The sequence below is a fragment of the Vibrio sp. YQ_11 genome, assembly GCF_043103065.1.
GTDB classification, from domain to species: domain Bacteria; phylum Pseudomonadota; class Gammaproteobacteria; order Enterobacterales; family Vibrionaceae; genus Vibrio; species Vibrio parahaemolyticus.
In genome coordinates this window covers 237,727-256,045 of record NZ_JBICJM010000048.1, presented here as the reverse complement: position 1 = coordinate 256,045, position 18,319 = coordinate 237,727, and the positions used below count along the sequence as shown (strand labels likewise).

Here is an 18,319-nt window from a genome sequence, read left to right as displayed (position 1 = left end):
CATAAAAAAGAGCAGCGATTGCTGCTCTTTACATCGAATCAATATCCCGCCTTAGGGCTTAGGAATTGGCGTTCTCCATTGAACCCAACTTTCATCGACACGTGGGTAAAGATAGAAAGAGTGACCACGTTTTGCTGCTGGTGGAATTTGTGATTGCTCTGGCGTTGAAAATGCAATGCCACCACGCACGAGGCTATCAATCGTACCTGCTTTGATGTTCGCACCAGTAATACCGATAGAAACATCCACACCAGACACATTCCAGAACACGCTGTTTTGACGCACTAAATACGCGTATTCAGGCTTGATTTTGATGGTGGAAACCACGCGATCAGCGAACTCGCCCAAGCGAACATCGGTAACTTGACCAACTTCCATTTGACGGTAGAGAACAGGAGTGCCGACTTGAACCGAACCGCGTTGCTCACTTTGCAGGGTAAACATGACGCCTTCTACACGGTCAAACCCTTTTTCTAATTGGAAATCGAACTTCGCCTTACCATTACCCGGTTCAACGCTGATAGATTTTGAAACCAGCGCACCTAAGTTCTTCACGCCGCCAAGGCCAATTTCAGGTTCAGTTAGCCAAAAATGCGTGCCTTCTACCGCGATATTTTCCACGTATTCCGGCAAAATTCGGGCGGTGACTTCAACCAGATTGCGACGGAAATTCGGTACGACAAGCGTCACTTCACCTACCTTCACGCCTTGGTATTCAATCGGCATACCTTTAAGTACTTCTTGCGTGCCGTCTGTTTCTAGCGAAATGACTCGACCAAATTTGCGCGCTTTTTGCTGATCAGCGTAAAGTTTCCAACGTTCTCCAACTTTGTTTTCCACGCCAGGCACGGAATCAAAGGCAATTCCACCTTCAATTAGAGATTTTAGTGGATGTGCTTTAACGCTAACGCCAGAAAGTGAGGCATCAATTTCGATACCTGAACGATTCCAAAAAACGGTTTGTGGGGTGACCAGATAAGCAAAGCGATTTTCAATGGTCGCTTTAATCAATACGCCACCATCGACGAGATGAAAGTCCGAGACGTTACCTACAGGCAGATTTCGATAGAGTAGAGGGCTGCCTTTCGAAATTGGTGGTAGCTCTGAAGCAAACAGCATTAATGTTTTCGAGCCAGTTTTGTTGTACTGCGCGAGTTCTGCTAACGATTCGTTCTGGAACAGTTGGTATTCTTTCTGAATTGACTCAGAACCTTCACTGACGAAACTGATAGAACCGGTCAGTAGTTGTTTTGCTGGCGGAACAGTGACGCTCAACCCAGACTCAGTAAGCTCTGCAGAAGCGCTACCAGTCACGTAAAAACGGTTATTTGATTTAATAAGATGCTTGTATTCGTGATCAATCAGCACATCCATAAAGACTTCGTGCTTCGCTTGTTTTTTCTCATCAACCAAACCAACGTTGATGATGGAACCGACCACAATACCTTTATAGAGCACGTTCGCTCCGCTATCTAAACCAAATGAATTGTCAGAAATTAGGCGAATCGCGATAGACTTTTCTTGCTGTTGATTAAATACGTTTTTGCGAATTGCAGTGAAGCGGCGAGAGCGTTCGCCGTCGCCAGGAACGATAGTGAGGAAGTTTCCTCTAACTAGGTTTGCAATGTTTTCGACACCAGACAATGACACTTTCGCTTCTTCCAAAACAAAGCGAGTGCCTGTGGTAAGCATGTCACTGAAAGCAGGCTGAATTGCTGCTGACGCCAAAATGACTTCTCGTCCTTCAGAAAGGCTTAAGTCGGTGACCTGACCAATTTCAATGCCACGGTACATGATTGGTGCGCCTTCGCTGCTGACTTTATTGTCGTCAGGTAGAGCAATTTTGATCGCAATGCCTCGACCTGCTGTTTTCAAGTCTTTATATAAGCGGAACTCGGTATTTTCTTCCACTGGTTCGCCATCGTCCGGGGAGTCAACCGCGATAGCGCCACCAAGTAGGGCACTCATGCTTTCTAAGCGTACGTCAACACCTTCAAAACCAATACTGGCGCCAATGCCGCTGACGTTCCAAAAACGGCTGCGGTCATTGATGATGTGTCGATATTGCTCTTGGATATTAGCTTGGATAGTGATGGATTTCGCATCTTCATCCAGTTGGTAGCTGTAGACCGCACCGATAGGAATTTTCTTATAGACAATCTGAGAGCCAATCGACACGCCGCCTAAGTCTCTGCTTTTAAGCTTGATGTTCAAACCCTGTGAAACACGTAGGTCCGTTGGCGCCGAATCGAGAGCGTGGAATGTGGTCTCAAATTCTTGACCGTCCCCCGGTTGGATAGAGATGTAGTTACCAGAAACAAGCGCATCCAAGCCCGACACACCAGTTAAACTCGCGGTTGGTTTGACGAGCCAAAAACGCGTTTTATCGTTTAGTAACTTCGTTGCTTCAGGGTAGATGTCTGCATCCACGTAAATGCTGCCGAGATCTTCGGACAAATTAATGTCACGCACCATACCGACTTCCAAACCTTGGTAACGGATAGTTGTGCGTCCCGCCACCAAACCAGCAGCGTCGGAGAAGTAAATCTGTACTCGTTGCCCCGCATCATGGATGGACTTCACCACAAGCCAGCCGGCGAGCACCATCGTCAAAATTGGCAGTAGCCAAAGTGGAGATATGCCTTTGCTCCTCTTAACATCAGGCACATACGATGTTTGAGAATTGTTCTGATCACTCATTAATTGACTCTTTTTCTGATTGTTTTGGGGCTTCATCCCAGATTAGCCTTGGGTCAATACTCTCTGCGGCTAACATTGTCAGCACAACGACTAAACCAAACGCGACCGCGCCGTAACCTGGTGTAAAGTCGAGTATTTGACCGCGATCGACCAAGGTCATCATGATAGAAATAACAAACAAGTCCATGACAGACCATTTACCGATCCACTTTACTGCAAAGTAAACCATCATTCGTTGTCTTCGAAACACCGAACGCTTGAATTTGATGCACAGCATAATATAGGCAAGGCCGAGGATTTTAACGACTGGCACAACGATACTGGCAACAAAAATAATAATGGCGATACCATACATTCCGCTTCTGACCAAAGACGCAACACCAGAGAAAATCGTATCTTCAAGGCGTTGACCGTTGGTTATCAAAATCGAAATAGGAATAAGGTTAGCAGGAAAAATCGCGATAGTAGCCGCGACTAGGTAAGCCCACGTTTTTTGAATCGAGTTTGGCTTACGATGATATAGCTCATGATGACAACGTCGGCAACGCTCACCTTCAGGTTGAGAGAGATGACACTCGTGACAATGCACATCTTTGTGTTCGAAAGAGTACGTGTTTTCTGGTTTCCAAGCTTCCCAATAACGACGAACGCTGATGCGTGATACCAGAAGAACAGTAAATATTTGCAGCAAGACCAAGCCAATCAATCCGGGGCCAACAAAAATATCTGAATAGTCTTGAAGCTTAAAACAAGAGATCGCAATGCTGACCAAAAACACATCCAACATTACCCAGTGTTTCAAATGTTGAATCAGCCACAGTGAGACGCGCAGCCCCTTAAACCATCTTTGATGCAATGAGATATGTGCAGTCACGACCGAGACACATACGGTCAATGGGGCAAGTGAACTACAAAATAGAATTAACAATGAAAGAAGAACAAAGCCTTCTTCCATCAAGGTTATCATCCCAGAGGGTAAGGTTGCCGGAATCATCACACCAAAAAGCCTGATGCTAATGAAGTTAAAGAAGTGCGACGGAATAAATAGCAGGATACAGGTTATCGCGACCGCTAAATTACCAGAAAGGCTAGGGCTGCCTCCGCGATATAATTGCGTACCACAGCGTGGGCAATGTGCATTTTTACCGTTAGGTAAATCGACAATATCGACAGGGAGTTCGCAACCTTGGCATAAACGCACACTATTAGGTTGCATGGCATGCTTAGACAGAGAGGTCATAAAGACCTCTCTAATAAGAAGGGTTTAAGCTTGGGACTGAATGCCCCCGTACAAGGTTTGATATAAGCCTTCTTGCTCAACGAGCTCACCATGGGTTCCTGTTTGTGTCACTTTCCCATCTTCAAGCACATAGATCAAATCTGCTTGTTTTACTGCCGATAGACGGTGCGCGACGATTAAGGTTGTTCGACCACGTAGGAATTCTGTTAGCGCTTTATGTAGTGCAGCTTCTGTTGCAGTATCGAGCGCAGACGTGGCTTCATCTAAAATAACAAATTGAGGATTGCTTAACACCATACGTGCAATCGCTAGGCGTTGGCGTTGTCCGCCGGATAAACGAATCCCGTTGCGGCCAATTTGCGTATCCAAACCGTGGTTAAGTTGAGAAATCACATCTTGTAATTGAGCAACTTCGAGCGCTCTCCACAAGGACATTTCATCAAAGTGACCACCGAGCGTCAGATTATGCCTCAAGGTGTCGTTAAATAGTATAGGTTGCTGTAATACCACGGCAATTTTATCGCGGATCACTTCAAAACCAATATCTTCTGTTAACTCATCATTAAAACGAATGCTACCTGCGTTCTGTCGGTAAACACCAATGAGCAGTTGAATCAGTGTTGATTTACCACCGCCGCTCGCGCCCACTAACGCAACTTTTTTGCCCGCTGGAATATGTAACGACAGGTCATCCAACACTTTGTTCTCATTATTATATGAGAAATCCACATGCTCGATTTTTACATCGACTTCGCGTGTTTCGTTGAAAGGATTCACCTTCGAGACAGGTCTATCTTCTTCTTCCAACTCTAGAAGGTCGTTAATACGTTTCAATGCGGCTTTTGCGCTATACCAAGAGAATTGTATTCCAAGAAGCTCTTGAACAGGGGACAACATAAACCATAGATAACCAAATACAGCGAAAATTTGGCCAATTGTTAGGTCACTAAACATCACCATTAACATGGCAACCGCACGGAATAATTCAAAACCGATTAAGAAGAGCAAGAAAGAAACTCGACCAGCCGCTTCTGATTGCCAGGCGTATTTGTCAGCATCGACGCGGACTTGATTGGCACTCTCTTTTAACTGCTGAAGAAATTCGCGCTCTTTATTGGCAGCGCGCAGCTGGTAAATACCATCCAACGTTTCTACCAGTCGGTTTTGGAAAATTTCGAACGAGTGGTTTTCTTTACGCTTGAGATGCTTGACCATACTGCCAAGTTTGCGAGAGAAATAAATGACAATAGGGTTTACGAGTAGAATAAATAAGCCCAGACGCCAATCTAGCCAAAGCAGAACGATAGCGGTGCCTATTACGGTCAAAAAGCTGATAACAAACTTTGCGAGTGTCGAACCAACAAATTGATCGATGGTTTCTATATCAGTAATAAGGTGGGCGTTAATTCCTCCACTGCCTTTGGTTTCGTACTGACGAATACTGATTCGACCCAATTTGTCGATCATTTTACTGCGCATCTCAAACGTAATGGTTTTCGATACCAGTGTGAATTGACGACTTTGAACAATGTTCAACGCTTGGCTGGCTGCGCGCATGAGCACAACTAAAAAAAGCGTGAAAAAGATATATCCAGTTGGGGTATGCCACGCTTCAGGAAGCACAGCGTTCATGGCAGAAAGACCAGAGGCAGGTTTGTCCAATAGCACTTCATCAACCATTAATGGCATAAGAAGAGGGATTGGAACACTAATCAAGGTCGCCACAATAGCAATCAAGTTCGCTAAAATCAGCTTGGACTTGTGCTTTTTAACTTGTGTTATCAACCAAGAACGGCTAATAGTGTCATTTTTCGGAATCATTGTAATTGAGAATAAGTCCTATTTTAAAGTAGGTCAGCATTTTAGCGCCATACGAAGAGAATGGAAGCTTTAATAATAAGTAGGAAGTTAATATGAACATAGAACAATACCAACGACTCACCAAACAAGCAGTAGCCCTAATTGAATCTGAGCCAGACTTTATCGCTAACTTGGCGAACCTGAGCTCTTTACTATTTATGGAGCTTGAAGACCTCAACTGGGCAGGCTTCTACCTAACAAAAGGGGATGAGCTTGTATTAGGCCCATTCCAAGGTAAACCGGCTTGCGTTCGTATCCCAATGGGACGAGGCGTTTGTGGTACAGCTGCAAAAACAAATACTACTCAAAGAGTATACGACGTTCACGAATTTGAAGGTCATATTGCATGTGATGCTGCGAGTAATTCTGAAATTGTGATTCCGTTTTCAATCAAAGGAAAAGTTGCTGGCGTATTGGATATCGATAGCCCAAGTATCGGTCGATTCAATGAAACAGACGAGGAAGGTCTCACTCATTTTATGTCAGAAGTAGAAAAGCTGCTTAATTCACACGCGAACGACGCATAAATTAGCCCACGAGTGTGGTTTTTCCTTGGCATGTCACTATAATACGAGAATATTTTTCTTAATGCTTCGCGGAAATCCGCTCAAATCAGGAACCCTCATGACTGAAAAGTTAAAAAACAGCAAAGAAGTTATCGCATATATTGCTGAATGTTTCCCTAAGTGCTTTACTTTAGAAGGTGAAGCAAAACCTCTGAAAATTGGTATTTTTCAAGATCTTGCGGAACGTCTAAATGAAGACGAAAAAGTAAGCAAAACTCAGCTTCGTGCAGCGTTAAGACAGTACACTTCATCATGGCGTTACCTACACGGTGTAAAACCAGGTGCGGTACGTGTTGACCTAGATGGCAACCCTTGTGGTGAACTAGAAGAAGAACACGTAGAACACGCTAAAGCGACACTTGCTGAAAGCAAAGCGAAAGTTCAAGCTCGTCGTAAAGAACAAGCACAGAAAGCTCGTGAAGAGGGTAAGGCGAAAGCAAAACCAGCGGCTAATAAAAAGCCTCAACAGCCTCGCCGTACTAACAAACCAAAAGTACAAAAACCAACTAAGCCTGTAGAAACGCGCGCTCTAAATGCTGATGAAATCACAGTAGGCAATGCAGTAAACGTGAACATGGGCAAAGGAAACATGGCAGCGACCATTGTTGAGATCAATAAGGATGATGTACGTGTTCAACTTGCTAACGGCCTACAAATGGTTGTAAAAGCGGAGCACTTGCGCGCATAAGGGAGATACTCCTACGCATGAATTGCCGTTCAAAAGTGACCCTGATTGCTGCTAGCTTATGGCTAGCAGCATCAGCTCAGGCTCTCGAAGCCAAACTACATAAAGATGACTTGCCGGTTCTCGCTCCTGAAGTTCAGCACGAAACAGCCAGCAAACGAGTCACCTCTCGATTTACCCGCTCTCATTATAAGCATTTCAATCTAAACGATGATTTCTCTAAAGCGATCTTTGAACGCTATGTAGAAATGCTTGATTACAATAGAAATATTTTCACTCAAGCGGATATCGATTCCTTCAAAGATTGGTCAATTGAACTTGATGATCAGCTTAAAGCTGGTAACAACAAGATTGCTTTTGATGTTTACAATCTTTCTATGCAAAAACGTTTTGAACGTTTCGCCTACGCGATGACTTTGCTCGACAAAGAGATCAAGTTTGATAACGCAGACGAGATTGAACTAGATCGTTCAGAAGCCGCATGGCCAAAGGATGAAGCTGAGCTTAATGAGTTGTGGCGCAAACGCGTGAAATATGACGCTTTGAATCTAAAACTGACGGGCAAAGAATGGCCTGAAATTAAAGAAGTTTTAGAGAAGCGTTATAACAACGCGATGAAGCGTATCACACAGACCAACAATGAAGACGCGTTCCAGCTTTATATGAACGCCTTCGCAAGACAGGTCGATCCTCATACTAGTTACCTTTCTCCTCGCAACGCCGAGCAATTCCAATCAGAAATGAACCTGTCTCTTGAAGGGATTGGTGCCGTTCTGCAAATGACAGATGACTACACTATTATTCGTTCATTGGTAGTTGGTGGCCCTGCGTCTAAGAGTAAGCAACTTGGTGAAGGGGACCGTATCATTGGTGTTGGTCAAGACGGTGAAGAAATTGTCGATGTGATTGGCTGGCGTCTGGATGATGTAGTTCAATTAATCAAAGGTCCTAAAGGAACAAAGGTTAATCTACAAATCTTACCAGAAGGTAATGACGCAAAGAGTTACATTGTCACAATTGTGCGCGACAAAGTTCGTTTAGAAGACCGAGCGGTTAAGTCAGAGATCATTGAGAAAGACGGCAAGAAGATTGGTGTTCTTGAAGTACCAAGTTTCTACGTCGGTCTTTCACAAGACACAGACAAGCTACTTAATGACCTAAAAGCGAAAAACGTTGACGGTATCATCGTTGATTTACGTAACAACGGTGGTGGTGCTCTTACTGAAGCAACAGCACTTACTGGCCTCTTCATTAAAGAAGGCCCAGTCGTACAAGTGCGCGACAGCTATGGCCGCATCAAAGTTAATGCTGATACCGACGGACTGGTAAGTTACGATGGTCCTTTGACGGTATTAATCAACCGCTACAGTGCATCGGCATCTGAAATTTTCGCAGCTGCAATGCAAGACTACAACCGCGCCGTCATTCTTGGCGAAAACTCGTTTGGTAAAGGTACGGTTCAGCAGCATCGTTCATTGAATCATATCTACGATCTTTTCGATAAAGAGCTCGGTTATGTTCAATATACGATTCAAAAGTTCTACCGCATCGATGGCGGCAGTACTCAGAACCGTGGTGTAGCGCCAGACATTGCGTACCCAACACCAATTGATCCGAGTGAAACCGGTGAAAGTGTTGAAGACAATGCTCTGCCTTGGGATAGCATCGATAAGGCGACTTATCAGACATTCCCAGATAACGACAAGTTGATTGCAAACTTGACAGAACTTCACAATAAGCGAATCGCTGATGAGATGGAATTCCGTTTCATAAACGAAGACATTGAGAAGTATCGTAAAGAAAAAGACGACAACATGTTGTCTCTAAACGAGAAAGTCCGCAAAGACGAGTCAGATAAAGCAGAAGCATTACGTTTGAAACGTATTAATGAACGTCAAACGGCTTTGGGTAAGAAAACATTCAAATCTTTGGATGATGTGCCTAAAGACTACGAAGCACCTGATGTTTATTTAGATGAATCTGTTGCGATTATGGTTGATATGCTTAAAGCACCAAAACAGTCATAAGCACTGGCAATTCAGTACAAAAAGGGCGAGTCCTAAGGGTTCGCTCTTTTTTTATGCCTTTTAACCTGCAAAGTTGACGGCACAAAGTCGGTTGTGCGCTTATTTTACTGCAATAATTTACGTGATATAGATCAAATATTTCGCGAAATAGAGCACCAATGCCTAAGCTAAAAGAAAACGATAAGGATGCCGATATGAAATGGTTCTTTATTTTGCTTAGCTTTTTCTGCTTAAGCGTGTTCGCTGGAGAAAACACAAAGGAAGACGATCTTAGTCACTTTGATACGCCGTTTCTGATTGGGGATTGGTATTTAATGAATCCGAGGCCTGACGAATCGGCTGAAAACTTCCGAGCGATCAAACTTTCTTTAGGCTCTGATTACACATTCTCCATAGATATTCAGAAAAAAGATTATTCTGTCGATCATTGGGAAGGAATGTATAACGCCAATGAAGACACAATTGTTCTTGGATTGAATACCGATGAGCCCCAAATTTACGCTTACCGAAACAATCACAATACCTTGGATTTAAACGGTGTCACTTTTACTAAAGGGTTATCGAACGCTCTAGCCGGTATTTGGTCAAGCTCTCATGTCTCTGGCGATGGATTGATGGCAAATAACATTAACCACATGGATCTGATTTTGCAGCCTGACTTCGTGTTCTTGTTCCGTGTCTCAAACGAAGCAGGTGAAGAGTCCGTTAAACAAGGCGTGTTTTACACTGAAGACGAGTATTTAGTTCTTTTGTATGAAAACGGCGAGCAGGGCACAACGTACAAACTAAAAGAAAATGAACTCACCATCCAAGATAGTAGTGGTGATATGTATGCCGTACTCAACCGAGTCACACAATGAGTCATTCATATTGTTAATTCTATAAATGAGTATTCATACGGTTAACTTCTAATGTTGAGTAAATGTTAATCAGAAAGCGGAGCTAACCATCAAAAAGCTCCGTTTTTTTATAGAAAGACTTGTATTCTGATACCACAACCCATACAAATAGCTTATATCGTGATACCAGTTAAAGGGTTTGAGACCTGTAAACTGGTATTTTTGTAGTTCGACATACAAGGATTTATGGACATGTCTCAAGCTCCCCAGGCGAAATATCGTAAAGATTATCAAGCGCCATCCCACACAATTACTGATATTGATCTTACGTTTGATCTTTACGACAACGACACCATCGTTACTGCACTATCAAAAGTAGTTCAAAAGGGTGAATCAACGACTCTAGAACTGGATGGTGAAGGGTTAGAGCTTCGTTCAGTTAAGGTGAACGGCGAAGATTGGGCGCATCATGAAGTAAAAGAGGCGTCCCTAGTACTGTCTGACTTACCTGCTGAGTTCGAACTTGAAATCATCACTAAAATTGATCCTGAAGCCAATACCGCACTTGAAGGTCTGTACAAATCTGGTGGTGCATTCTGTACACAGTGTGAAGCAGAAGGCTTCCGCCGCATCACGTATTACTTAGATCGCCCAGACGTACTGGCAAAATACACAACCAAAGTCATTGCAGATAAAGCAACATATCCATACTTGCTCAGCAATGGTAACCGTATTGCACAAGGCGAAGCAGAGAACGGTCGTCATTGGGTGCAATGGCAAGATCCACATCCAAAACCAGCTTATCTATTTGCGCTTGTCGCTGGTGACTTTGATGTTCTTCGCGATAAATACACCACAATGTCTGGTCGCAACGTTGACCTAGAAATCTTTGTCGATAAAGGCAACTTAGACCGAGCGGGTCACGCGATGACATCGCTAATCAACTCAATGAAGTGGGACGAAGAACGCTTTGGTCTAGAATACGACCTCGATATTTACATGATCGTGGCGGTTGATTTCTTCAACATGGGCGCTATGGAGAACAAAGGCCTAAATATCTTTAACTCTAAGTTTGTTCTGGCGAATGACCAAACGGCGACAGACCGAGATTACTTGGGTATTGAAGCTGTGATTGGCCATGAATACTTCCATAACTGGACAGGCAACCGCGTGACTTGCCGTGATTGGTTCCAGCTGAGCCTAAAAGAAGGTTTGACGGTGTTCCGTGATCAAGAGTTTTCTTCTGACTTAGGTTCACGTGCGGTAAATCGAATCGACAACGTGCGCATTATTCGTGGCCCTCAGTTTGCTGAAGATGCAAGCCCAATGTCACACCCAATTCGTCCTGACAAAGTTATTGAAATGAATAACTTTTATACACTGACCGTTTATGAGAAGGGCAGTGAAGTGATTCGTATGTACCACACTTTGCTTGGCGAGGAAGGCTTCCAAAAAGGTATGAAGCTTTACTTTGAGCGTCACGACGGTACAGCGGCAACATGTGAAGACTTCGTTTCTGCAATGGAAGATGCAACGGGCGTTGACCTTAAGCAATTCCGTCTATGGTATAGCCAATCTGGTACACCAACACTTCGTGTAAACAGCGAATACAACGCTGAAGCAAAAACTTACGCGCTAACAGTTGAGCAATTTACTGAAGCAACGCAAGACCAAGCAGAAAAACAAGCACTGCACATTCCATTCGATATCGAGCTGTATGATTCGAAAGGTCAGATTATCCCACTGATCATTAACGGCGAATCAGTTCACAATGTTTTAGACATCAAGCAAGATAAACAAACATTTGTGTTCGAGAATGTCGCAGAACAACCAGTGCCTTCATTGTTACGCGAGTTCTCTGCGCCAGTTAAATTGGAATACGATTACAGCGACGCAGAACTGATCTTCCTAATGAAGCACGCAACCAACGATTTTGCTCGTTGGGATGCAAGCCAAATGCTATTAGCGAAGTACATTCGACAAAATGTCACCAATGTCCAAACGGGCAGTGAGGTTCAACTTTCAGAAGATCTTATCGATGCATTCCGCGGCGTATTATTGGATGAAAACTTAGAGCCTGCATTTATCGCTCAAGTCTTCTCATTGCCATCTATCAATGAAATCACAGGCTGGTACAAACAGATTGATGTAGATGCAGTTGATACGGTTTTAAATAGCATTACAGTGTCACTTTCTGCCGCATTGGAAGATGAACTAAGTGCCACTTACCACACGCTAAAACAAGCCGAATACACCATCGACCATGCAGCAATCGGCAAACGTGCGTTGCGTAATCAATGTCTTCAGTTCTTAGCTCATACAGACAAAGGTAACACGTTAGTTAAAGCGCAGTATGAAGCTGCCAATAACATGACCGATACCATTGCAGCTATGAGTGCAGCGAATAGTGCTCAACTGGAATGTCGTGAAGAGCTGATGGCTGATTACAGCGATAAGTGGAAACATGACGGTTTAGTTATGGATAAATGGTTTGCACTGCAGGGGACTAACCCAGCAGAAGATGCACTTGAAAAAGTGAAAGCAACCATGAATCACGAAGCGTTCAGCTTGAAGAACCCGAACCGCACGCGCAGCTTAATTGGCTCGTTCTTGGCTGCAAACCCAGTTCGTTTCCACGACAAATCGGGTTCTGGTTACCAATTTGCCGGTGAAATTCTTCGTCAGTTGAACGACTCCAACCCTCAAGTTGCATCTCGCATGATTGATCCTCTGCTGAAGTTCCGTAAATACGATGAAGCTCGCCAAGCGATGATTCGTGCAGAACTTGAAAAACTAAAAGCAATGGACAACCTTGCCAAAGACCTGTTTGAAAAAGTGACTAAAGCACTAGACGAATAGTCGCCAAAATAATAGGGTGGTCGCAATGACCACCCTAATTGTATCTACTGCAACGTTTCTAGTTCATGAAGCACTATTACTTTACGCTGAATATTTCTTATCAAACATTTCTGTCCCATTACTCGGGCGCCGCAAGTTCCGTTCAAGTCATAACAAACAACGGCTTAAGGCTACAACTTCCTGCAGCCAAATTTAGACCATTTCTTAGCCAATTAGGGGTGAGAGGGCAATTTAGGCTAACAACTGACCAAAATAACAAGTTTCTAAAGTTAGAAACTCTGTGATGCTTTGTATTTGCAGAGAGTTAAATAGGAATCTTAGTCACAGAATCAGACATTTCACCTCCTACCACAGCGAATAGTTGTTAAACATTTGTAATTATGCTTTTACAATGAGTGCATGCATTACCTATGCTTAGTTTCTAGGGTAACAACCCTGTTACTAAGTCCCCCTACAAAACAACAATTCTAATGTGGAGTGTGAATATGACCGCGCGTGAAAATGTAGTGCCGGTTCTGCTTGAAAAGGTTTACCAACTGATTCAAGACAAACTCGAGCTTTCTCACCAAACGCTTGTAACCAAACTTGCTCAACACTTATTTAGTAACATTGCTGATGATGACTTGATTCAGCGAAACGAATCCGACCTCTATGGTGCTGTTGTCAGCCTCTGGCACCACATAAACGAAAAAAAACCAGAAGATATCTCGGTCCGCGTGTTTAACCCGACCGTAAGTCGTCAAGGCTGGCAATCCACACACACAATCGTAGAAGTTGTTGTTCCAGATAGTCCATTCTTAGTGGATTCAATCAAGATGGCGCTAGCGCGCTTAGATCTTGTTTGCCATTTAATGCTCAATAATCCAACTCAGCTAGAGCGTGATAAAAAAGGTCAAGTAACAGAAGTGAACGGTGAGGGTGGAGTTCTTCAATCACTATTCCACATCGAAGTTGACCGCCTAACAAGTAAAGAAGAGATGCAAGCTCTTAAAGAAGAGTTATTGAACATCCTGTCTGATACACGCCTAGTTGTTAATGACTGGCAGCCAATGGTCGACAAACTCAAGATCGTTACAGATGATCTTGAAAAAAACAAAGATCGTGTTTCGATGAAAACCGATCGTTTGGACGAAACCATCGCATTTTTACGTTGGCTTGGTGATCATAACTTTACCTTTATGGGTTACAAAGATTATGACTTAGCGGAAATAAACGGTGATACGGAACTACGACCAGCAAAAGAAAAAGGCCTAGGTCTGTTTGCTGATGAAAAGCGCATTCGCAGCGTTAAGTTGTCTGAATTGTCTGATTCTGCAAGACTAGAAGCGAAAAAACCTTACGCTTTGATCATTACGAAAGGCAATCAAGCGTCTCGTATCCACCGTCCTGCTTACACTGACTACATCGGCATCAAAAAGTTTGATGAAAATGGCAAAGTAATTGGCGAGCACCGCTTCACTGGTTTGTACACATCCGCGGTATACAACCAAGCTGTTCACAGCATTCCTCTAATTCGAGAAAAAGTAGATCGTATCTTAGAAGCGAGTGGTTACCGCCGCGGCTCATACTCCTACAAAGCGCTGCATAATATTCTTGAAAACTACCCACGTGATGAACTGCTACAAGCGAACGAAGAAGATTTGCTTGAAGTCGGCATGGGCGTAGTACAAATGCAAGACCGCGACTTGCTGCGTTTGTTCGTACGCAAAGACCCGTTCGGTCGTTTCTTCAGCTGCATGGTGTACGTAACGAAAGACCGTTACAACACAGAACTTCGCCGCCAAACTCAACGCATTCTTAAGCAGTATTTTGGCTGTGAACAAGAAGTTGAATTTACGACGTTCTTCTCTGAAAGCCCATTGGCAAGAACGCATTACATTGTTCGTGTAGACAATAACAACATTGATGTAGACGTGAAAAAAATCGAGCAGAATTTAATGGAAGTTTCTACCTCTTGGGACGACAGATTAAAAGAGTCGATCATTGCTAACTTTGGTGAAAGCAAAGGTCTACCACTATCGAAAGAGTACATGAGCGCGTTCCCTCGTTCATACAAAGAAGACATGATGCCTGGTTCTGCAGTGGCAGACATTGAGCGCCTTGAAGCACTGAGTGACGACAACAAACTTGGCATGCTTTTCTACCGTCCGCAGGAAGTTGCAACGGATTCGAAAGCGGTTCGCTTAAAACTTTACCATCGTGACGAGCCAATCCATCTATCAGACGTAATGCCAATGTTGGAAAACTTGGGTCTACGCGTGATTGGTGAATCTCCTTACGAGATCGAGAAAAACAATGGCCAGACATTCTGGATCCTAGATTTCTCGATGCTGCATAAGAGCGAAAAAACCGTTGATCTTCGCGAAGCTCGTGATCGTTTCCAACAAGCATTTGCTGCGATTTGGGCAGGGGATCTAGAAAGTGATGGTTTCAACCGTTTGGTACTGGGTGCTTCGTTATCTGGGCGTGAAATCTCGATTCTACGTGCTTACGCGCGCTACATGCGTCAAGTTGGTTTCCCATTCAGCCAACAATACATTGAAGATACACTAAGCCATTACCCTGATTTAGCTACTGGCTTGGTTAACCTATTTGCTAAACGTTTCGATCCAAAACATAAAGGCAGCGAAAAAGGCCAAAGCGATCTGATTAAGAAGCTGACTGAACAACTGGATCGTGTAGAAAGCCTAGATGATGATCGTATTATTCGTCGTTACATGGATATGATCATGGCAACGCTGCGTACTAACTACTACCAGTTGGACGAAAACAAGCAGTCGAAGCCTTGGCTATCTCTGAAGATGAAACCAAGCGAAATCCCAGAGATTCCTCAGCCAGTTCCTGCTTTTGAGATTTTCGTCTACGCGCCAGACATTGAGGGTGTTCACCTTCGTGGCGGTAAAGTTGCTCGTGGTGGCTTACGTTGGTCAGATCGCCAAGAAGATTTCCGTACAGAAATTCTTGGTCTTGTAAAAGCTCAGCAAGTTAAGAACACCGTTATTGTTCCAGTTGGGGCGAAAGGTGGTTTCGTTTGTAAGCGTCAGCCGTCTCTAACCACTCGCGATGAAATCTTTGCAGAAGGTCAACGCTGCTATAAACAGTTCATTCGCGCATTGCTTGATGTTTCTGACAACATCATTGAAGGCGAGGTGATTCCACCACAAAACGTAATTCGTCACGATGAAGATGACCCATACCTAGTGGTTGCTGCCGACAAAGGCACGGCGACATTCTCTGATTTGGCGAACTCAGTCTCAGCAGAATACAACTTCTGGCTTGGCGATGCGTTTGCTTCTGGTGGTTCAAACGGTTACGACCACAAAGCAATGGGTATCACTGCAAAAGGTGGTTGGGAATCAGTTAAACGTCATTTCCGTGAAATGGGCATCAACTGTCAAACGACTGACTTTACCGCAATCGGCGTAGGCGATATGGCTGGTGATGTGTTTGGTAACGGTATGCTGTTATCTAAGCACATTCGTTTACAAGCTGCGTTTAACCACATGCACATCTTTATTGATCCAAATCCAGATTCAGCCACCAGCTGGGAAGAGCGTAACCGCTTGTTTAATCTACCAAGATCAAGTTGGGAAGATTACAACGCCGAGTTGATCTCGCAAGGTGGTGGTGTGTTCTCACGTCGTGCAAAATCGATCCAACTAACGCCTGAAATCCAAAAAATGTTGGGCACCAAGAAGGCATCCGTAGCACCAAACGATCTGATTAAAATGATCCTAAAAATGAAAGTGGATCTACTTTGGAATGGTGGTATCGGTACTTACGTTAAAGCTTCGACTGAAACGCATACAGACGTTGGTGACCGAGCAAATGACCTGCTTCGTATTGATGGTCGTGAGCTGCGCGCAAAAGTGGTTGGTGAAGGTGGTAACTTAGGTATGACTCAGCTTGGTCGTATCGAGTATGCGCTAAACGGTGGTCGAGTTAACACCGACTTTGTTGACAACGTGGGCGGTGTAGACTGCTCGGATAACGAAGTAAACATTAAGATCTTCTTGAACGGACTGGTTTCAAATGGCGATCTTACCGTTAAACAACGCAACCAAATTCTTGAATCTATGGAAGAAGAGGTCGGTGAAATCGTTCTGGATGACGCATACCGTCAATCTGAGTCCATTTCAGTGACAGAGCAACAAGGCGTTGGCATCGTTAAAGAACAGATTCGTTTCATCCACACAATGGAAAAAGCAGGGTACTTGGACCGTGCTCTTGAGTACATTCCTGATGATGAAACGCTGCTGGAACGCGAAAAGCAGGGCCTAGGTCTTACTCGTCCAGAGCTATCGGTGCTTGTCGCTTACGGCAAAATGGTTCTGAAACAGCAGCTCGTGACGGATGACATTGCAAATGATGAATTCCATGCGAAACAACTGGTTGAGTACTTCCCAAGTGAGTTACGCCGTAACTATAAAGATCAAATGGTTAACCATCCGCTACGTGCAGAAATTATCGCGACTGCGCTAGCAAACCAAATGGTTAACGAAATGGGCTGTAACTTCGTCACTCGTCTTCAAGAAGAAACGGGCGCAAGTGTTGTTGATATTGCAAATGCTTACAGTGCAGCTCGTGAAATATTTGATCTTGCTGAAATTCTTAAGCAAACTCGCGCGTTAGACAACGTTGCAACGGCAGATGCACAGTACGAGATCATGTTCTACGTACGCCGCGCACTACGTCGTATTGCTCGTTGGTTACTGCGTAATCGCAGCGGTAAATCTACCGTTGGTGAGTTGATTGCAATCTACAAACAAGATGTGAATGTCATTACTGAAACTCTTGATAGCATGCTGGTTGAATCTGAAGTGGAAGAGCACAATGAGTTGGCTCAAACATGGATGGAGCGTGGGGTAGAAGAAAAACTGGCCCATCAAGTAGCACGTCTATCGAGCCTTCAATCGGCACTGGATATTTCATCGGTTGCAAGTGAAACTGGCAAAACGGTTGAACAAGCATCGAAGCTATACTTCAACCTTGGCGATCGCTTGTCGTTGCACTGGTTCTTGAAACAAATCAATAGCCAAGCTGTCGACAACAACTGGCAAGCTCTAGCTCGCGCGGCATTCCGTGAAGACCTAGATTGGCAACAACGTCAGTTGACAGCGCAAGTTCTTAACTGTGCGTGTGCAAACGAAGATCTTGATGTAATGCAAGCGCTTGAAGAGTGGATGGAAGCAAACGAACAATCACTTCATCGTTGGGAAAGCATCCTTAATGAGTTCAAAGTCGGTTCTGTACATGAATTTGCCAAATTCTCGGTAGCTCTTCGTGAACTGGTACTGCTTAATTTGAATTGCTCTTCAAACGAGTAGGCGAGTTAACTTATTAGAAAAAGCCTCGTAAATGCGAGGCTTTTTTGTATCCGCAATCACCAATTTCGACCACAAACGTGACATCGTAACTGAATTTTAAAACTTAACTTCTGCTGAAATCGATTGCTTTCCTATTAGAAACTGGATATTTCAATGCCGAAAAAATCGCTAATTCTTTGTTTTTATGAAAAAACTTCTAACTCAAGATGCAATTTT

10 protein-coding genes are annotated in these 18,319 nt (G+C 43.9%); 7 read left to right on the top strand and 3 right to left on the bottom strand.

Annotated elements, in window-relative coordinates; all coding sequences use genetic code 11:
- Window positions 1-51 precede the first annotated feature (51 nt).
- Genes mam7 through ACF8EG_RS19605 form a run of 3 tightly spaced genes read right to left on the bottom strand, consistent with a single transcriptional unit; the run spans window position 52 to window position 5,761 of the window.
- Window positions 52-2,700, bottom strand: coding sequence for an MCE family putative adhesion factor MAM7 (gene mam7 / locus ACF8EG_RS19615; RefSeq protein ID WP_069507013.1), 2,649 nt, complete (start codon window positions 2,698-2,700; stop codon window positions 52-54).
- Window positions 2,693-3,940, bottom strand: coding sequence for a paraquat-inducible protein A (locus ACF8EG_RS19610; RefSeq protein ID WP_005486416.1), 1,248 nt, complete (start codon window positions 3,938-3,940; stop codon window positions 2,693-2,695). Before ACF8EG_RS19610 ends, mam7 begins: the two co-directional genes overlap by 8 nt.
- Before the next feature lie 24 nt (window positions 3,941-3,964).
- Complete coding sequence (locus tag ACF8EG_RS19605) at window positions 3,965-5,761, bottom strand: ABC transporter ATP-binding protein (RefSeq protein WP_005480797.1); 1,797 nt, start codon at window positions 5,759-5,761, stop codon at window positions 3,965-3,967.
- 92 nt (window positions 5,762-5,853) lie between these two features.
- On the opposite strand from ACF8EG_RS19605, the gene ACF8EG_RS19600 reads away from it, so the two are divergent.
- From ACF8EG_RS19600 to ACF8EG_RS19570, 7 genes are all read left to right on the top strand, one after another.
- Window positions 5,854-6,327: a GAF domain-containing protein gene (locus ACF8EG_RS19600; protein ID WP_005480795.1), complete on the top strand. Its 474-nt coding sequence runs from the start codon at window positions 5,854-5,856 to the stop codon at window positions 6,325-6,327.
- A gap of 97 nt (window positions 6,328-6,424) precedes the next feature.
- Window positions 6,425-7,054: an RNA chaperone ProQ gene (gene proQ / locus ACF8EG_RS19595; protein WP_005458274.1), complete on the top strand. Its 630-nt coding sequence runs from the start codon at window positions 6,425-6,427 to the stop codon at window positions 7,052-7,054.
- A 17-nt stretch (window positions 7,055-7,071) separates the two neighbouring features.
- On the top strand, window positions 7,072-9,078 hold the full coding sequence (prc, locus tag ACF8EG_RS19590) for a carboxy terminal-processing peptidase (protein ID WP_025534473.1): 2,007 nt from the start codon (window positions 7,072-7,074) through the stop codon (window positions 9,076-9,078).
- Between the two features lie 194 nt (window positions 9,079-9,272).
- The gene (locus ACF8EG_RS19585; RefSeq protein WP_021453961.1) at window positions 9,273-9,938 is read left to right on the top strand and encodes a hypothetical protein; all 666 of its coding nucleotides are present in this window, start codon (window positions 9,273-9,275) and stop codon (window positions 9,936-9,938) included.
- A gap of 231 nt (window positions 9,939-10,169) precedes the next feature.
- Window positions 10,170-12,776, top strand: a complete 2,607-nt coding sequence (pepN, locus tag ACF8EG_RS19580) for an aminopeptidase N (protein WP_025591004.1) — start codon at window positions 10,170-10,172, stop codon at window positions 12,774-12,776.
- A 65-nt stretch (window positions 12,777-12,841) separates the two neighbouring features.
- Window positions 12,842-13,060: a DUF2835 domain-containing protein gene (locus ACF8EG_RS19575; protein WP_074534427.1), complete on the top strand. Its 219-nt coding sequence runs from the start codon at window positions 12,842-12,844 to the stop codon at window positions 13,058-13,060.
- 201 nt (window positions 13,061-13,261) lie between these two features.
- On the top strand, window positions 13,262-18,103 hold the full coding sequence (locus ACF8EG_RS19570; RefSeq protein WP_005458266.1) for an NAD-glutamate dehydrogenase: 4,842 nt from the start codon (window positions 13,262-13,264) through the stop codon (window positions 18,101-18,103).
- The last annotated feature ends 216 nt before the right edge of the window (window positions 18,104-18,319 follow it).

Excerpts from the sequence above, each read along its gene's own strand:
- ACF8EG_RS19600 (WP_005480795.1), top strand. The coding sequence starts at position 5,854 with ATGAACATAGAACAATACCAACGACTCACCAAACAAGCAGTAGCCCTA.
- prc (WP_025534473.1), top strand. The coding sequence starts at position 7,072 with ATGAATTGCCGTTCAAAAGTGACCCTGATTGCTGCTAGCTTATGGCTA.
- ACF8EG_RS19610 (WP_005486416.1), bottom strand. The coding sequence starts at position 3,940 with ATGACCTCTCTGTCTAAGCATGCCATGCAACCTAATAGTGTGCGTTTA.
- ACF8EG_RS19570 (WP_005458266.1), top strand. The coding sequence starts at position 13,262 with ATGACCGCGCGTGAAAATGTAGTGCCGGTTCTGCTTGAAAAGGTTTAC.
- ACF8EG_RS19585 (WP_021453961.1), top strand. The coding sequence starts at position 9,273 with ATGAAATGGTTCTTTATTTTGCTTAGCTTTTTCTGCTTAAGCGTGTTC.
- pepN (WP_025591004.1), top strand. The coding sequence starts at position 10,170 with ATGTCTCAAGCTCCCCAGGCGAAATATCGTAAAGATTATCAAGCGCCA.
- ACF8EG_RS19575 (WP_074534427.1), top strand. The coding sequence starts at position 12,842 with ATGAAGCACTATTACTTTACGCTGAATATTTCTTATCAAACATTTCTG.
- mam7 (WP_069507013.1), bottom strand. The coding sequence starts at position 2,700 with ATGAGTGATCAGAACAATTCTCAAACATCGTATGTGCCTGATGTTAAG.
- ACF8EG_RS19605 (WP_005480797.1), bottom strand. The coding sequence starts at position 5,761 with ATGATTCCGAAAAATGACACTATTAGCCGTTCTTGGTTGATAACACAA.
- proQ (WP_005458274.1), top strand. The coding sequence starts at position 6,425 with ATGACTGAAAAGTTAAAAAACAGCAAAGAAGTTATCGCATATATTGCT.